This window comes from Desulfovibrio sp. GTC20076, from assembly GCF_055385905.1.
Genome location: NZ_AP039366.1, coordinates 751,406 through 764,831 on the forward strand (window position 1 = coordinate 751,406; position 13,426 = coordinate 764,831).

General features: G+C 54.4%; 23 protein-coding genes. 1 reads left to right on the forward strand and 22 read right to left on the reverse strand.

Translation table 11 applies throughout. From position 1 onward, the window contains the following. Positions 1 to 7: 7 nt before the first annotated feature. The 22 genes from ACZ495_RS03300 to ACZ495_RS03405 all read right to left on the reverse strand — a co-directional run bounded on the left by ACZ495_RS03300 (position 8) and on the right by ACZ495_RS03405 (position 12,352). A complete protein-coding gene (locus ACZ495_RS03300; protein WP_464262611.1) occupies positions 8 to 1,315 on the reverse strand; it encodes a terminase large subunit domain-containing protein in 1,308 nt (435 codons plus the stop codon). After that, complete coding sequence (locus ACZ495_RS03305) at positions 1,308 to 1,766, reverse strand: terminase small subunit (protein ID WP_464262612.1); 459 nt, start codon at positions 1,764 to 1,766, stop codon at positions 1,308 to 1,310. Before ACZ495_RS03305 ends, ACZ495_RS03300 begins: the two co-directional genes overlap by 8 nt. Positions 1,767 to 1,869: 103 nt before the next feature. Next, entirely contained in the window at positions 1,870 to 2,352 is a 483-nt protein-coding gene (locus ACZ495_RS03310; protein WP_464262613.1) for a helix-turn-helix domain-containing protein, read from the reverse strand. A 12-nt stretch (positions 2,353 to 2,364) separates the two neighbouring features. Then, positions 2,365 to 2,640, reverse strand: a complete 276-nt coding sequence (locus ACZ495_RS03315) for a hypothetical protein (RefSeq protein WP_407844800.1) — start codon at positions 2,638 to 2,640, stop codon at positions 2,365 to 2,367. 209 nt (positions 2,641 to 2,849) lie between these two features. Further along, positions 2,850 to 3,026, reverse strand: coding sequence for a hypothetical protein (locus tag ACZ495_RS03320; RefSeq protein ID WP_459349019.1), 177 nt, complete (start codon positions 3,024 to 3,026; stop codon positions 2,850 to 2,852). Continuing rightward, complete coding sequence (locus tag ACZ495_RS03325; protein WP_464262910.1) at positions 2,968 to 3,354, reverse strand: hypothetical protein; 387 nt, start codon at positions 3,352 to 3,354, stop codon at positions 2,968 to 2,970. The genes ACZ495_RS03320 and ACZ495_RS03325 overlap by 59 nt, the downstream gene beginning before the upstream one ends. Next, positions 3,354 to 3,968: a pesticin C-terminus-like muramidase gene (locus tag ACZ495_RS03330; protein ID WP_464262614.1), complete on the reverse strand. Its 615-nt coding sequence runs from the start codon at positions 3,966 to 3,968 to the stop codon at positions 3,354 to 3,356. Before ACZ495_RS03330 ends, ACZ495_RS03325 begins: the two co-directional genes overlap by 1 nt. A gap of 334 nt (positions 3,969 to 4,302) precedes the next feature. Then, positions 4,303 to 4,584 carry a hypothetical protein gene (locus tag ACZ495_RS03335; RefSeq protein ID WP_464262615.1) on the reverse strand — a complete coding sequence of 94 codons (282 nt, stop codon included), beginning with the start codon at positions 4,582 to 4,584 and terminating at the stop codon, positions 4,303 to 4,305. Then, positions 4,578 to 4,739 carry an anaerobic ribonucleoside-triphosphate reductase gene (gene nrdD / locus ACZ495_RS03340; protein WP_464262616.1) on the reverse strand — a complete coding sequence of 54 codons (162 nt, stop codon included), beginning with the start codon at positions 4,737 to 4,739 and terminating at the stop codon, positions 4,578 to 4,580. Before nrdD ends, ACZ495_RS03335 begins: the two co-directional genes overlap by 7 nt. A gap of 238 nt (positions 4,740 to 4,977) precedes the next feature. Beyond that, complete coding sequence (locus ACZ495_RS03345) at positions 4,978 to 5,205, reverse strand: hypothetical protein (protein WP_464262617.1); 228 nt, start codon at positions 5,203 to 5,205, stop codon at positions 4,978 to 4,980. Between the two features lie 2 nt (positions 5,206 to 5,207). Then, positions 5,208 to 5,993, reverse strand: a complete 786-nt coding sequence (locus tag ACZ495_RS03350) for a hypothetical protein (protein ID WP_464262198.1) — start codon at positions 5,991 to 5,993, stop codon at positions 5,208 to 5,210. Continuing rightward, complete coding sequence (locus ACZ495_RS03355) at positions 5,990 to 6,316, reverse strand: DUF6378 domain-containing protein (RefSeq protein WP_464262197.1); 327 nt, start codon at positions 6,314 to 6,316, stop codon at positions 5,990 to 5,992. The genes ACZ495_RS03350 and ACZ495_RS03355 overlap by 4 nt, the downstream gene beginning before the upstream one ends. A 34-nt stretch (positions 6,317 to 6,350) precedes the next feature. Then, the gene (locus tag ACZ495_RS03360; RefSeq protein ID WP_464262196.1) at positions 6,351 to 6,638 is read right to left on the reverse strand and encodes a hypothetical protein; all 288 of its coding nucleotides are present in this window, start codon (positions 6,636 to 6,638) and stop codon (positions 6,351 to 6,353) included. Continuing rightward, entirely contained in the window at positions 6,635 to 7,096 is a 462-nt protein-coding gene (locus tag ACZ495_RS03365; protein WP_464262195.1) for a crossover junction endodeoxyribonuclease RuvC, read from the reverse strand. Before ACZ495_RS03365 ends, ACZ495_RS03360 begins: the two co-directional genes overlap by 4 nt. Further along, positions 7,084 to 7,266, reverse strand: a complete 183-nt coding sequence (locus ACZ495_RS03370) for a hypothetical protein (protein ID WP_464262194.1) — start codon at positions 7,264 to 7,266, stop codon at positions 7,084 to 7,086. Before ACZ495_RS03370 ends, ACZ495_RS03365 begins: the two co-directional genes overlap by 13 nt. Then, positions 7,263 to 7,571: a hypothetical protein gene (locus ACZ495_RS03375; protein WP_464262193.1), complete on the reverse strand. Its 309-nt coding sequence runs from the start codon at positions 7,569 to 7,571 to the stop codon at positions 7,263 to 7,265. Before ACZ495_RS03375 ends, ACZ495_RS03370 begins: the two co-directional genes overlap by 4 nt. Positions 7,572 to 7,658: 87 nt before the next feature. Further along, positions 7,659 to 9,428, reverse strand: coding sequence for a bifunctional DNA primase/polymerase (locus ACZ495_RS03380; protein ID WP_464262192.1), 1,770 nt, complete (start codon positions 9,426 to 9,428; stop codon positions 7,659 to 7,661). A 1-nt stretch (position 9,429) separates the two neighbouring features. Next, positions 9,430 to 10,377, reverse strand: coding sequence for a DUF6291 domain-containing protein (locus ACZ495_RS03385; RefSeq protein WP_464262191.1), 948 nt, complete (start codon positions 10,375 to 10,377; stop codon positions 9,430 to 9,432). Next, positions 10,367 to 10,861: an HNH endonuclease gene (locus ACZ495_RS03390; protein WP_464262190.1), complete on the reverse strand. Its 495-nt coding sequence runs from the start codon at positions 10,859 to 10,861 to the stop codon at positions 10,367 to 10,369. Before ACZ495_RS03390 ends, ACZ495_RS03385 begins: the two co-directional genes overlap by 11 nt. 29 nt (positions 10,862 to 10,890) lie before the next feature. After that, complete coding sequence (locus tag ACZ495_RS03395) at positions 10,891 to 11,052, reverse strand: hypothetical protein (protein ID WP_464262189.1); 162 nt, start codon at positions 11,050 to 11,052, stop codon at positions 10,891 to 10,893. Positions 11,053 to 11,361: 309 nt separating this feature from the next. After that, a complete protein-coding gene (locus ACZ495_RS03400) occupies positions 11,362 to 11,874 on the reverse strand; it encodes a hypothetical protein (RefSeq protein WP_464262618.1) in 513 nt (170 codons plus the stop codon). Positions 11,875 to 12,175: 301 nt separating this feature from the next. Next, on the reverse strand, positions 12,176 to 12,352 hold the full coding sequence (locus ACZ495_RS03405) for a hypothetical protein (RefSeq protein WP_464262187.1): 177 nt from the start codon (positions 12,350 to 12,352) through the stop codon (positions 12,176 to 12,178). A gap of 331 nt (positions 12,353 to 12,683) precedes the next feature. On the opposite strand from ACZ495_RS03405, the gene ACZ495_RS03410 reads away from it, so the two are divergent. Then, positions 12,684 to 13,424, forward strand: coding sequence for a S24 family peptidase (locus tag ACZ495_RS03410; protein WP_464262186.1), 741 nt, complete (start codon positions 12,684 to 12,686; stop codon positions 13,422 to 13,424). Positions 13,425 to 13,426 lie beyond the last annotated feature (2 nt).

Here is a 13,426-nt window from a genome sequence, read left to right on the forward strand (position 1 = left end):
TTGCCTCCTAAAATCCGAAGCGAACTTGTTTCTTAACCACAGGAAATTCTTTGACTATGTAATATGTCGCCGCGTCGTTGATATGGTCGTGTCCAGAGGATTTGTCCGGCTCACCATTTGCGGCCCACGCCTGCTGCTCTAGTGCCTCGGCGTATGTCGGGCACTTAGCCACGTTGACCTTGTAGCGGCGTTCACCCGTCGCATTGCAGAACATGGCGTTTGCGGCGTTTATGCGGTCTTTGACGGGCGGGTTAGCCGCGTTCACACAGACCACAAACCCAGCCTCGCGCAACAGAGCAATGTCCGTCTGGCTGGCGTTAACAGATTTGCGGGAATCGCCGCTAGCGTCAGGGTAAATCCTGATCTCCCGCGTCTTGACATACTGCCCGCCCTCATATCGCCAGTACCGCTCTTTGATGCGCCGTATCATGTCCGGCGTGTCGTAGCCGTTGGTCAGCTCGTCCACGGCTCTAGGCTGCCCATCACGCAGCACATGCGCAACGGCTGCCATCTTTCCAACGTTGAAGTCCATGCCGATGAACAACGGTTCGCCTTCCCTGATCTCGTCGTCGCACGAATTAAACTGGCGGGAGAAGGCCACGTATATCGTGCCGGATTGAAGGTTGACGAACTCGCCGTTGATATATGCCTCAATCAACTGCGCCGGATACGACTCCAGCAACGAAGGAATATAGTCGTCAGGGAGGTTGATCTCATTGTCGTAGGTGCTGGCCCGCACGATGCCGTACAGCTTCGCCAGCTCCGGCTTTTCGCGGGGCTTCTTCTCAAACTGATTGTAGGCGAACTTGAAGCCTTCCGGCGTTGTCGTAACGTCCACGCCATTGCGCAAGCCGGGAATGTTGTAGCGCATACGGGCAATAATCTTGCGCCATGCTGTATAGGCTTTGTCGGCTGGCAGAACGTCTATTTCGTCAACAAGCGCATGCCCGATTTTAAAGCCGATGATAGTTTCCGGCCTATCCATTGAGCGGCACATAATAATGCCACGCAACTGCCTGCCACTGTAGGCGTGCACCTCATTGTTACCCGCCCTAACCTTGGCTATCAGACCCCATTGTGCGAAACACTCTTCCACCGTGGGGTAAAAAATATCTCTGATCTGCGGATAGGTCGGCGCAAAGTATCCGGCATTGATGCCGGGATGCCGCCAGAAATGCTGCGCCAATCCAGCACAGCCTACCCACGTTTTTCCGCTCCCGTAGCCACCGAGAAACAAAGAATATTTCTTTTGTGATGCAAGAAACTGCGCCTGCGGAATATTCAGTTCAGGATACATGACTATCGGCTCACTCACGGCCACGCCTCCCGTTCACCACGCGCACCTCAATGGCTACCGGCAAATCTTCCGGCGCTTCTTCCTTACGCTCACCAAAGGCGTTGACGTGCTTGCCGAGCAGTTCAAGCGCACGGTTGGCCCCTGCGCTGTCAAACTTCCACACATCACGCCCCTGTTCGTCCTGTACCTGCTTTCCCTTTGCGTTGGTGACGGGCGATTTCTGCAAGCATCGCTCTGCCACTTCGCGCAATGACGACACAACATAGTCCACGGTAATGAGCGTTCTTTTCTCTCTTTGGGCCTGCGCTGACCGGATTGCCTCCTGAACAGCACTTTTTGCAACCAGCTTTTGCGCCATGCTCCCGGCGGTCTTTTCACTGTACCCTGCACGGATAGCAGCCTGTGTGGCGTTCAAGTCCACCAGGTATTCAGACACAAATTTGCGCTGCTTGTCCGTCAACTCAGCCATTATTAATCCTTTGAAATTTCGGGCTGTTCGCCATCACTCATGAGCATTGCCAGCCGCAAGCATTCATCCTCTGCCGGGCATGCCAGCTTTGGGTTACCCACGGCTATTGTGCATCCGTTGGGGCCGAGGGCTGGGCATGACGTTGGGCAGAACGGCGCATTTCCGCCTGAAACTGCTTCTCGTCGTACTTGCCGATCTCTTCCGCTCTGGTGCTGCATTCTGTATCCGGGTTATAGCGACTTGGGCGTTTTTTTCGGTTCACACCCGGAACCACGTTCCGCTTGGAACCGGAACCAGTTGCCGCTTGATCTATTCCACATATTATTCCAGCCAACTCACTTGGCCTTAGCTCGTCTACCCTGACGGTTCGCCGCTTAACGAAAATTCCTGCCTTTATGAGTGCCTTAATGGCATCTCGCACGGCACGTTCTGATAGCGCACACTTTTGAGCAATGATCTCCTGACTGACACGGATACGACCTGACTTCTTGCCGATGTGCAGCGCAAGCATGAGGCCGACCAGTTTTTGAGTGCTGGTCAAAGAGTCGCAGGCCGATATGACCCATTGCAGGCTGTATGTGTCCATTCATCTGCTGCCTCAAAAAAACTTTGTGACCATAGCGCTGATAGCGCTACTAAGTGCAGCAACAATCGCAAGCAATACGCCCAAGACGGCCTTGCTTCCTGCTTTTTTACCGTCCTCTCTGGCGCGATACTCACGCATCTCGCGCACTTCGGATTCAAGCTCGCGCATACGCTTTCCCTGATCGCGAAGCTGAGTCACCACAACTTCATCGATACGGGCGTGCAAAGCGTCCATTTTGGCTTCCATTCTGACCAAGCGGCCCTCGTGCCCAGTGTTATCAATCGCCATGCTACACACCACCCGTCAGCCCAAGGCGCAGCCAATCTGCCATGTGATCAGGAGTCCACTGCCCGCGCAAAATGTATGAAGCGTAACCACACAGCATGAGCGTGAGCAAGAGGGCAGCCCAAGCCAGCAGGAACTTGCGAAACCAGCGGGGGAGGGACGCCCATCTTGACCGGATGCGTGGGCGCTGAGGTTGCTGCATGCTTTCCATGTCATTTTGCCTCTTTCACGGACTTGTCCCACGCACGAAGCGCGGCCTGTTTTGCATTGCATGTCGCCATGTCAGCCTGGAGAGTGACAATCGCTATGGATGCCAATACGGCGTATTCCTCAACGCTCTTGGTCGTCATAAGGCCGTTCGGCAGGGGAGTTTGGGGGCAATCCTGCATCAGGGCTTCCGGCGGCGTGACCACTATCGTCTTGGGTGTACAGCCCCATGCGCCTGCGAAGCTCATCGAGAAGATCAGGGCCAGTGAGGCCAACCGGGATGCCGTTGATTTGTTCAAGTTTTTGGCGCGCATCGTTCAGTGCCTCCGATCTTCCTTTCTCAAAAACCTTGTACGCGGTGTCTCCTGCCCCATTGGCTACAAGCAGTGCTGCGCTTTCAATGCGGAGTTGGTCTATTTCCTTACCCGCGCTCGATAATCGCCAAGCCATAAAGCAATTTACTGCCAGCGAGGCGATACAGAGAAAAGCCAGCACCGCAATGGCGCGCATCAGCACAACTCCTGCAACAGGTCGCCTTCGATCTTCCGGCGCAGCTTGTATTGCGTGAATCCCGTGCGTAGTTCTTTCGATGCCGCGCACCAGTTCTGCGTAGTCAGATAGCCCCACAGTTTTGGCCAATCTCGCCGCACGCCGCCACAGCCTTTCTGAAAACACACGCTGAACACGACGGCCTGTGCCTGCTTCGGCAGCGCGTCAAAGCTGACGTTCGCAGCCTTTTGGTAGGCCGGGGCCACGTAGCGGTGCAGGTAGCCAGTATGCACGCACTCATCCAGCATTGCAGCGGTGTCAGTGGAGATAGTGAGGGGCAGGGTAGAGAGTTTAGAAATAGCGACGGCTTTTTTGAGGCCGATATAGGGACGCAGTTGGTTGATGATAGCCAGCGGCACACCGTAGGCTTGCAGCGTTGGCGCATCCGTCTGCCCCAGGTCGCATCCAGTGGCGATAGTAACGCCAGACGCCCCGATAGCCGTATAAGCCTCGGGGTGCTGGTTCGGGCGACCGTAGAAATTGCCGGGGCGGGCCGGGATGTATCCGATAGTGACTCGCGGCCCTTCAACCCCCGGTGTGTTCAACAGCGCCTGTATATAATGCATATCCGCCATGTCGTTTCCCTGTATGTTTTGGAAAAGCGTAACATGGCGGATTAGTGGTGCGCAGCACAGTACAGCTCTGTACAGCTAGGAGCAGCTAAATGGGGGCTTGACAGGATTCGCGCGCTTGCCCCTTGGAGAAGTTTTTCTCACGCCACGTCTGGAGTTTCGCAACGTCTGCGCTGTATCGCGTCTTTTCTCCAGTGCCCTCTACGGCAATGGGTGCGCCCATTTTGACCCATAGCTCTATTGTTCTGCGCCCAACTCCCATTTTTTCCTGAAAGTCTTTGTATGACTTCATTATATCCGGTGCATATACGATTACCATGTACCCTCCGCTAGCAGACTACGCCGCCCTGGCTTTGTTTCTCGTCTGTTCGTTCCCATACCGCATTTCAGCCACTGCCTTTCCCCAAACAACACTGCTGCCCCGTTCGTGGTTATCCGTCACGCGATAGAGTAGGGCTGCGGGCCGCCCATCACCGTCCAGATCAATTCGCGGCCCGAACACGCATATATTTTCCAGCGGTGAACGCATGCAGAGCTTTGCTTTGCGAATCGCGGCGCTGGCCCTGTCGATTGTCTCGCCGATGGTGTGGGAGAGAGTGATCCGTACTTCGATCAGCATTTAGCACCTCCCGCGTCGTGCTTAACCCTGTCTTTCAGCTCCTTGAGCTTTGCGTTGTTCCAGCGGTCTATGGTCCCAACCAAATACCCGCAGATTCGCCTTGTCCGCTGAAATGGCATGCCTTCGCCGATCTTCCGTCCTTCGCGCTGGCTCATTGCTTGTCCTTCCTTTCGACTACGATCCCTGGTGCATGCGCCATTTTGGCTCTGTTCCAGAAGTATTCATCCCCAAAGTGCTCTTTGTTCATACGGCTGGCAGTGTATACGGCGTGCAACGCGCCGAAGCTTAATGATCACAAGCCCCTCAAGCACGACAAAGTGCCGAGTGCAATGTGCCGCAGCCCAAAACAAACGTCACTTATCCAAATGCGATACAGGCTGTATTGCTGGCTCATTACTCTGCCTCCTGCACCAGCACGTAGCTAGGCGCTGTGGTTTTTGTGCCGGAGATGGTATCCACAGTTTTTCGTGTCGCCCTGCATTTTCCCTCTCTCACGGCCTGCTTGACGAGCTTGCGCACCTTATCCACGCCGCACCCCATGGCCTCGGCTATTTCAGTTGTCGTTGCGCCTTCTCCGGCCGACGCCGTACCCAGGCGCGAAAGGAGGGCGACAAAATCCACGGTTACCCCTGCACGGGAACCGGGCGCATCGAATTTATGTTGAGCAGATGTGCTTTCCATGAAAAACTCCCGTCCTCGTCTATGTCAAAGTGAATTAATCCGAAATCTACCACGCCAGAGCATTGTCGTATGCCATACGAACTTCCCGGTCCCTGTAGCGCTGGCGTCGTCATGGCGAGGTGCGTCGGATTGCCGCTGAATTCGTGATAGTGGACATGACTGCGAATGATAACGCGAGACAGTGGTGCCCAATCGCGCTCATGCCACAGCACATTCCACATGCGTTCCCGGCTGATGGCGGTGTGGCGCCCGTGCGGTACGCTGGAGCTTCCCACCTTGTGCTTGAAATCGAAAACGCAACCGTTGATGTCGAGCCATTCATGCCCGCCGAAGTGGGCGCCAAGACGCTCTGCAATGATGGCCTCCCACGCCTCGCCATCGGGGTCTGAATGGTATGGCGTACCACCAATGAGCAGATATTTACCGGCCCGGGCCTCTTCCAGAGCGGCAGTTGCCATGTCCGCCTGCTGGCTCAGGTCTGGCGTGATCAGCTCCACGCCGTTGTTTCGGCTGCCCCTGCCGTCAATGGCGTCGCCGTTGCACACCAGCCAATCAATGGGCTGTAGGGCGCGAAGCGTTGCGGCGTACCACTGCCACAATTCCCGCTGTAACTGCGCCCATGCCCTGCGCGACTCGCTGGCGTCCTGCAAGGCGTACTGATAGCCAGGGCAACACAGCCCGGCCCTGTGTCCGCAATGCAGGTCGGAAACGATTACAAGGCGCTTCATTCGGCCTGCTCTTCATTCATGTCTGCTGCCAGAGCGATATAGCCCGCCGCGTCAACCATGTTGTCCTTGCACCCAGCGCCGTTGATTTCCCGCCCGATCTTGAACAGCACCATCATGAGGGCAACGTCTTTGGGGTCAAGTTGCGACAAATACATCGGCTGCCCTTCTATACACCCAAGCGTAACGCCCTTCGCCCGCATGTACCCATTCCACAGCTCAGCAATCACCCCGTGCGTATCTTCGGGGTTGCCGTAGCTCTGCTGCCTGTCGCCGTTGATGATCTTGTGTGCATCAAGCAAAACCTGTCCGCGTTCCGTACTCATTCCGTCCGTCCTTTCCGCAGCCGTACGCTACGGGCTACTTGTATTCCTCGCCCAAGAACCGCACCAAAGTTGCAATCACGTCCAGCGCTTCATCCATTTGGCGCGATTCCGTCTCATGCTCCACGGCCTTCTCAAGTTCATGAAACTCTGAGCCGATAACTCCCAGGGCATGGTATGGCCCTTCGGCGTACAGCGGGTGCTTGTCTCGTGCCTGTTCCAGCCGCAGCGCAATGGCCTGCATTATCGCGCGGCCCTTGGCTTCGTTGCCGTTGCCGAAAGCCCGACGCATGCGGCGGTATGTTGCTTTGTCGAGATCGTTCATGCCGCCACCTGTTCGTCGGCACACACCGCAATCCAGCGCGCATCTGCCTCGTTGTCGTCACCGTCCCACCCGGGCCACTCACGCCGTGCCGCGTCCATCATGTCGGGCTTCCCGGCATTACCCTTGCCAGTTGCCCGCTTTTTGATGGTGCCCACAGGTATGCCAGTGTACGGCACATTTCGGCGCTCACACTCTTCTGTGACCACCGCGATAATTCCGCCGTAAATGTGGGCCGCGTCTACGCCCTGGTGGCGGCGAACCTCTTCAAACGCGACCAGTGCGGGTTTGGCTGTGTCGAGCAGTTCAGATATGTGCTGACGCATCCGAAGGAACCGCATGCCGCCACCCTCAAACCTGCCGCCTTTCAAGTTCCAAGTGCCGGAGTCAATACCGCCACCCGGGTGCCTGACGCACCAGCCGCACTTTGTGCCGGGGTCTATGCCGATTACTGCTGACATTTCCGTTCCTCCTTCATCGTCTTGATCGCCTCCTGCACACCGCCGATCAGCGCCCTCTGGTGCCCACGGCACAGCCAGAAATGGAACGGCGGGTCCCACCCATCGTCGGTGTAGTGCAGGGTGAAATGGTCAGCAGGCTCGCCGCAGATAACGCAGGGCAGGCTGGTCATCGGATGGCCTCGCGGGCGGCTTCAGCCGAGAGCACCGCTTCAAGGAACGCCACATTCCTGTTGGAGCCAGACATCCACATAGCGAAATCGCGACACTCCACGAACCACTCCAACGCCTCGCCCCTGTCCCTCAACCTGCGCACCTCGGCTACGAGCGCTGGGATGGCGCTTAATACTTCGCCAACGCAGTCAATGAATTCAGGTGGATATTCTAAAACTTGCAGAGCATGGTTTACTCCAGCCGCAAATATCCCTGCCTTGTCCAGCCTCGCCAGATCGGCGTCGGTCAGTTTCATTTCGCTCATATCCCTCTCCCTGCACACTGCACACGCGAGTTCGCCGGCCCATGACCCCGCGCAGTCGGTGCGGTTACACATTACAGGCCGTTGTCCTCAGTAGAAATTTTCAACTTTACCAGTGCGGGCCTTGTCTGTGAGATGTTTGCAATAGCACTCGATCTCATTGACAATTCTGTCCCGATCCTTTTTAGGGTAAAATGAAAAGCCACGTGTGAAGCCGATCCCATCGATTGGGCTATTGTCGTAGTAGTAGCCGTTTGTAAGCGTATAGAATTGCTCTTTGCCGTCTGGGTTCCTACCCTCAATAAAGTTCTTTGCCTTTGTGACCTTTACGCTGCCTACAATGCCGTTAGGCTTTCTTCCATGCGTAAACAGGGACAATCCAAGACGTGCTTTTTCCAGGGTGAACTCTCCACCACGGCCAAAAATCTCCCCGGTGCGCTTCTGGATTGCGATGAACGCAACCCCTGTTTTTAGGGCGTCGAAAATCTTTTTAATTTCACCACCAACCGCATAAAAATTGTCATGAACTTCAAGGAAGTCGATTACATTTATTCCGTCTGGATCTATGGCGTCAGCGTAGTTTGAGCTGCGCTCTATGAATTCGACTCCTTTCTCCCATTCCTCGCGGGGCGCGCCGAATGCATCAATGCGACTCTTGATTTCGTTTGGCGTCATTTCAGACGACAAATAGCGGAATTTATGTGTTTTTAGGTTCATAAACACAAGGTTAAAAAGAAGCCCTGTCTTGCCACTGTTCGTTTCGCCAGCCACAACAATGATATTTTTGGGCTGAATAATAACGTCACGGTGCAGATTGAACGGCAGCCACATGTCTATTTGGGGGGATTCAGGAGCGTTCAAGTCTATGCGTTCAATTGTCTTTTCAACCTTGCGGAACCACCCGGTGCGCTTCCCGCAACGCTCAATAACCCTCCGAGAAAGCAGGTCTTGTACGGTCTGCTGGCATGCGTTTTTGTCTTCTGGCTTCTGAATGCCCAAATCGCGGTAGATATCAGCAATTGTGAACTCTCCGCATGACAACTGCACCCACCTTTCAACGCCACCGCTGTTTATGGCTTGTGGGTTCCTGTGGGCGTGCGTCTTTGACATACTGTGAACAGTTGTCTCAATTTCCTTTTGAGCCAACGGGGGCTTGCAGAAAGCAGAATTCCATCCAATGGCAAAGGCCAAAACTTCATCTGAGCTACAGCCACGAGCGAACATGCGCCCGCAATGGCTCGTTAAAGCTTGATTCCTTTCGCCAGCGTGGGCCTCAAGCCTGTTGCTATGTCCTGTCGTCGCAGTGTCGTCGTATTCAGTCTTTCCGTCTGGCGTTCTTCTGAGCTTGACGTCCGGAACAGGGATCAAGGAAGCCACCCCGGTAAATCCGTCCAAACTTTTCAAAGCGTATTGTGCGCCAGATGGGTGGATTGATGGGGCAAAAACGACATAAGAGCCGTCCCCACGCACATCAATTTCATCCGTTATTCTTACCGCAGGCGGAATAACCACACTGCCCCTAGGGTGCTTATAAAACGCATGGAACTTGTGATTTGAGCTGGTGTACTGAAACCAGTTGGGCTTCGGCATGTTTTCTTTGAACCACGCCTGACCGTTTTTCCCGTCCACATCCACGGCCACAATTCCTGAAATTGCGCCACAAACCAGACCAATGTTTGCGCTAGGTTCAACCTCAAACCACCTACGAACCTCTTCCTCCGTAGCGATCCGTTTTGAAAATTCACCCCACGCACCTTTTGGCAATACTTTCGCCAGTGGGCGCTTATCCCTTGGTGCTAGCGGTATCACGCTGCACCCCTGATTTATGAGCCACAGGGCCATATCTTGGCATGTTTGCATATTACAACCCCGCCGCATCAAGTTCAGCGTTCATAGCCTTGTCCCTGGCCAAAGCATCTTCATGCGTGTCACCAGGTTGAGGCATGCCGAAGTTGTATTTTGCCATGATCTCATTACGCCTTTCATCTTCTGGCGTGTTTCTCGGCTCATCTGAACTCTCGCATCCGCCATCCTCCCATCCACGGCGATGCAGCCATGTGGACATATGCGGGATATAGCGCTCGTCGTCTGGATTCTTTATCCCGCGCTGCCAATCAGGCTCAAAGCAGCGGTTTTTAATGCGTTGCACCATGTCCTGGGGTATTTCGCCCAGCGCTTCCAACTCGTAGAATGCGCGCCATGCGTTAGCCTTTCCGCTGCGTCTGGGGTATGCCTTCCAGCACTCCTCAAACCATGCGGTGTAAGGCGGAAGGTCTGCACCCTTGACCCTGCGCTTAGAACGCTGCGCCCCTTTTCCAGTTGCGTCTGACTGCGAAGTTCCCTGAACACAATCGTGTTCGGCACTCGCTACGGAAAGGAGTGAGGACTCGCCCCCCTCAAGGGGGGTAAGGGGGGTATTAATAATATTATTACGAATACTAATATTATGGGTTTTTGGGTTATCGGTTGGGTTTTCAAAAAAAACCGTTGGGTTTTTGGGTTTTTCGCTCGGTTTTTCTGGGTTTATTTTGTCGTCTTCTACAGGCTTTGCTGGCCGTCCACCTTTTTTGCCATTCTCCCGATTTGCCGCCACTTTAGCTGCATATTTTTCTTGTGCTGCGACGATACGAGGGCGGATAAGAAGGAAGGCCATCTTGGTACTTGTGTCCATTTCAGGCATTGCGCATTGTCCAGTTGACGCGGAAAACATCGCCTGAAACAGCACACCTTTTTGCTCATTCGAGAGCATAGAAATCGCTTCCCACCACTCAGCGTAAACGACAAAATTTTGTGCGTTGCTATTTTTCATTGATTGCCGCCTCAATATCTTCCTCATGGTGGAACTTGCGCCAACTGGCCCACGCCCTGAAAAGTGACGACATATGCCCGTTGAGGTAGGTTTGGTTGTGATGAATTTGCTTGTGGCATGGGGTGCATACAACCAGGAGGTTGTAGGGTTTATCTTCGCCACCATCGCGGATAGGTTTGAGGTGGTGGGCTTCTAAGCTCTCACCGCACCCCTCAATAAAATCTCGTGAGCGGCGGCAAAGCTGGCACTCGTCAATGCCAAGACGTTTCGCCGTCCATTGTGTGCTGATAGCTCTTTCGCCATCTTTTGTTTTCAGGGGTTTTACCTTCCCACCCCAGGCTAGAAACATGCCGCACTCTGGACAAACAAGCTTGTGCCCATGAGTTTCATTGGGTTCACCTTGTGCGACAGGTTGACCTGCCCATTTGCACCTTTTACATTGGCGCTCGATAAAGGTTGTGTTGAACTCCATGCAAGCGGACATTGACCCTCCTTTATTTTGCCACGGTGGTGTTACAGCACCACTGTGGTTTTCTGTTTCGGCTGCCATTCCGGTAACTGGCACCTCGCCCTGAACCCCACCAGTTCGCCGGTGACCGAACACACCCCGCGCCACCATGAATGGTCCTTGGCGCGTTGCCAGCAGATGCAGTGGATGCAGCGGGGGCGATTCATGCCATCACCCCGTACATTTCATCAGCCGTGGGGCCGTCGCAGCTATCCCGATACGTAGCGCGACGTTTCGCCCAACACTCAGGGCAGCGGTAATCTGTCGTTGGCTGGCTACAGTCGTGGCAGAGCCGTGCGTTGTGGATTGTGGCCGGTCCGAGTGGTTCAGCACAGTTGCGAGGCTTTGAAATGCCGATGCGATTTGCCTTGTTTTCAACGCTGTCGATGGTGCGGCGCAGCTTTGTCGCGCACCACGCAGCGCCCATTGCAGCGTAGTTGTGGCGCAGCGTGGCAACGTCCTGTGCTCTCCATGGTCTACGCTTGTTCATGTCTGTCTCCCCTGCCCGTGATTTGCCCGCTAGCCAGCGACTCCAATGCATCGCGCAGTTTTTTTAGGTGGCACATCATGCCGTCAATCATGGCTTGGCTGACGCGAGCTTCATCCTTGTCAATTCTGTTATCCTCAACCTGCTCTCGAACTGTTTCGCAAAACGTGCCGACACAGCCTGTGATCGACATCGCAGCATCCGTAAGGTCTTTTGCATTCAAAATGACTATTTCAGGAAACATTTCCTCAAGCTGTGCCACTTGCCAATCAACGAGGATGCTGTTTTCCAGAGCGCTGCATAGCGCAGGGATGTTGCACGGGCTTGGATAATATGCTTCGTATTCCTTGAAATATTTTGCTACGTTCGCTGGTGAGAGTCCCGACGCCTCGCATATCTCTGCATTTGTTTTGCCGGAGTGCATTTTTGCAGCAACTAGCGCCTGCTTGAATGTTATGTGCCGTAGATTTATGGGCAGCATTGTCTTATTTTTAGACTGCATTGGGCAAAACCTCTTGATAATAGTCCATTGTTGCTGTTCATCGCATTGGTATTATGTACCCATGCCCGATTGTGATTCTGTTCCAATCCAAACCGTCCGCGTCTACCTGAAGCGCCTTCCGTCCGGCGCTTACCGCGTTACCGTCCTATCGCCGTCTCTGCCTCGCCCTGTGTTCCGCTCGTACCCTGCTGGAACCAGCGAGGCGGATGCGGTGGCGCGTGCCGTTGGGCGGGCGTTAAGCCTCAGCAGTGCAGAGAAGGGCGATCAAAAAGACTGCGACGCAAATCCAGAAATCCATGTGCTAGCCCTCGCCTCTCATGAAGTCTTGAGCAAAAATCAACAGCCACATTGCGAGACAGAATCCATCACCCCATGTGGTGTTAACGATGCTGTAGTATGTGTAGACGCCAACCATCGTCAGCAGGAACGCAGCCCGCGCCTTGCGCCGCAAAATGTTGCGCCACAGCTTACGCAGCATCGCCGCCCCCCTCTTCGCTTGAGGGTGACGTGGCAGGGGCTGCTGTAGGCGGCCAGAGGTCAGGACGAAGCTCAGAGCGGGGGATGCCCAAAATCTGCTCGTAAAGGATGGCAGATGCTGGCCCTACGTTTCTGCTGCCATAGAAGTGCTTTTGAACAGTGGTCAACAATGCTCCCTTTTGGGCAACATCTGCCGGGGACAACCCACGCTCTTTAAGGGCAAGTTTGAATTTGTTCATGAGGGCATTGTACAAAAGTGCGTGATAAAAATCAAACTAAAACGCACAAAAGAGAGTATTGTCTTGAGCGCACAATTGTGCAAAAGGTAGATTATGGGAAAGAACCTTATTGAACAGGCGCTGGACATCCTCGCGAAGCACTTAGAAAAGGAATATGGCGGGAACAAGACTGCCATGTCTGAGGCGTTCGGGATGAATCCAAAAACAGGAATGCTTGGGAAGTGGCTTAACGGCACGCGAGTCCCTAGCATGTCAAGCCTTTCGCCAATCCTTGAAAAGATTGGCGTAACGCTAAATCAAAAGTCTAGTGAGGCAGACCGCGATGTCTGTTTCGTTAACGCGAAGGTCGTGCCAGCCGGTGAGCATATTCGCCCACCCCAGGCCGAGGATTATATAGCTGCCCCTCTGGTTGGCGAGGTGGGAGCAGGGCCGGGCTACGTGGCACAGGACGATGTAGAGAGCTGGTTTCTGGTGTACAAGCACGTTCCAGCAATCATGCACCGCAGAGACCTGATTGCCGTCGAGATCGGGCGGCACTCCACATCAATGTCACCGCTGCTGAACCCTGGTGATATCGTGCTGGTAGACAGAGACGACCACAGCGTAGAGCGGCCAGGTCACATTATGCTCGTGCGTGATCCTGACGGGTCTGGGATGATTAAGCGCGTTGCCATGAATAAGGATGGCGATGATTGGGTTATCCAGTTTTACAGCGACAACGCCGCCAAAAATCCGCCGATGATTTACAGGCTGAATGAGGATTTTGACGGCGATATAACCAAGGCTGTTGTGGGCCGCGTCATCTGGGCGTGGACGGACGTGCGGGGGAAGTGAGG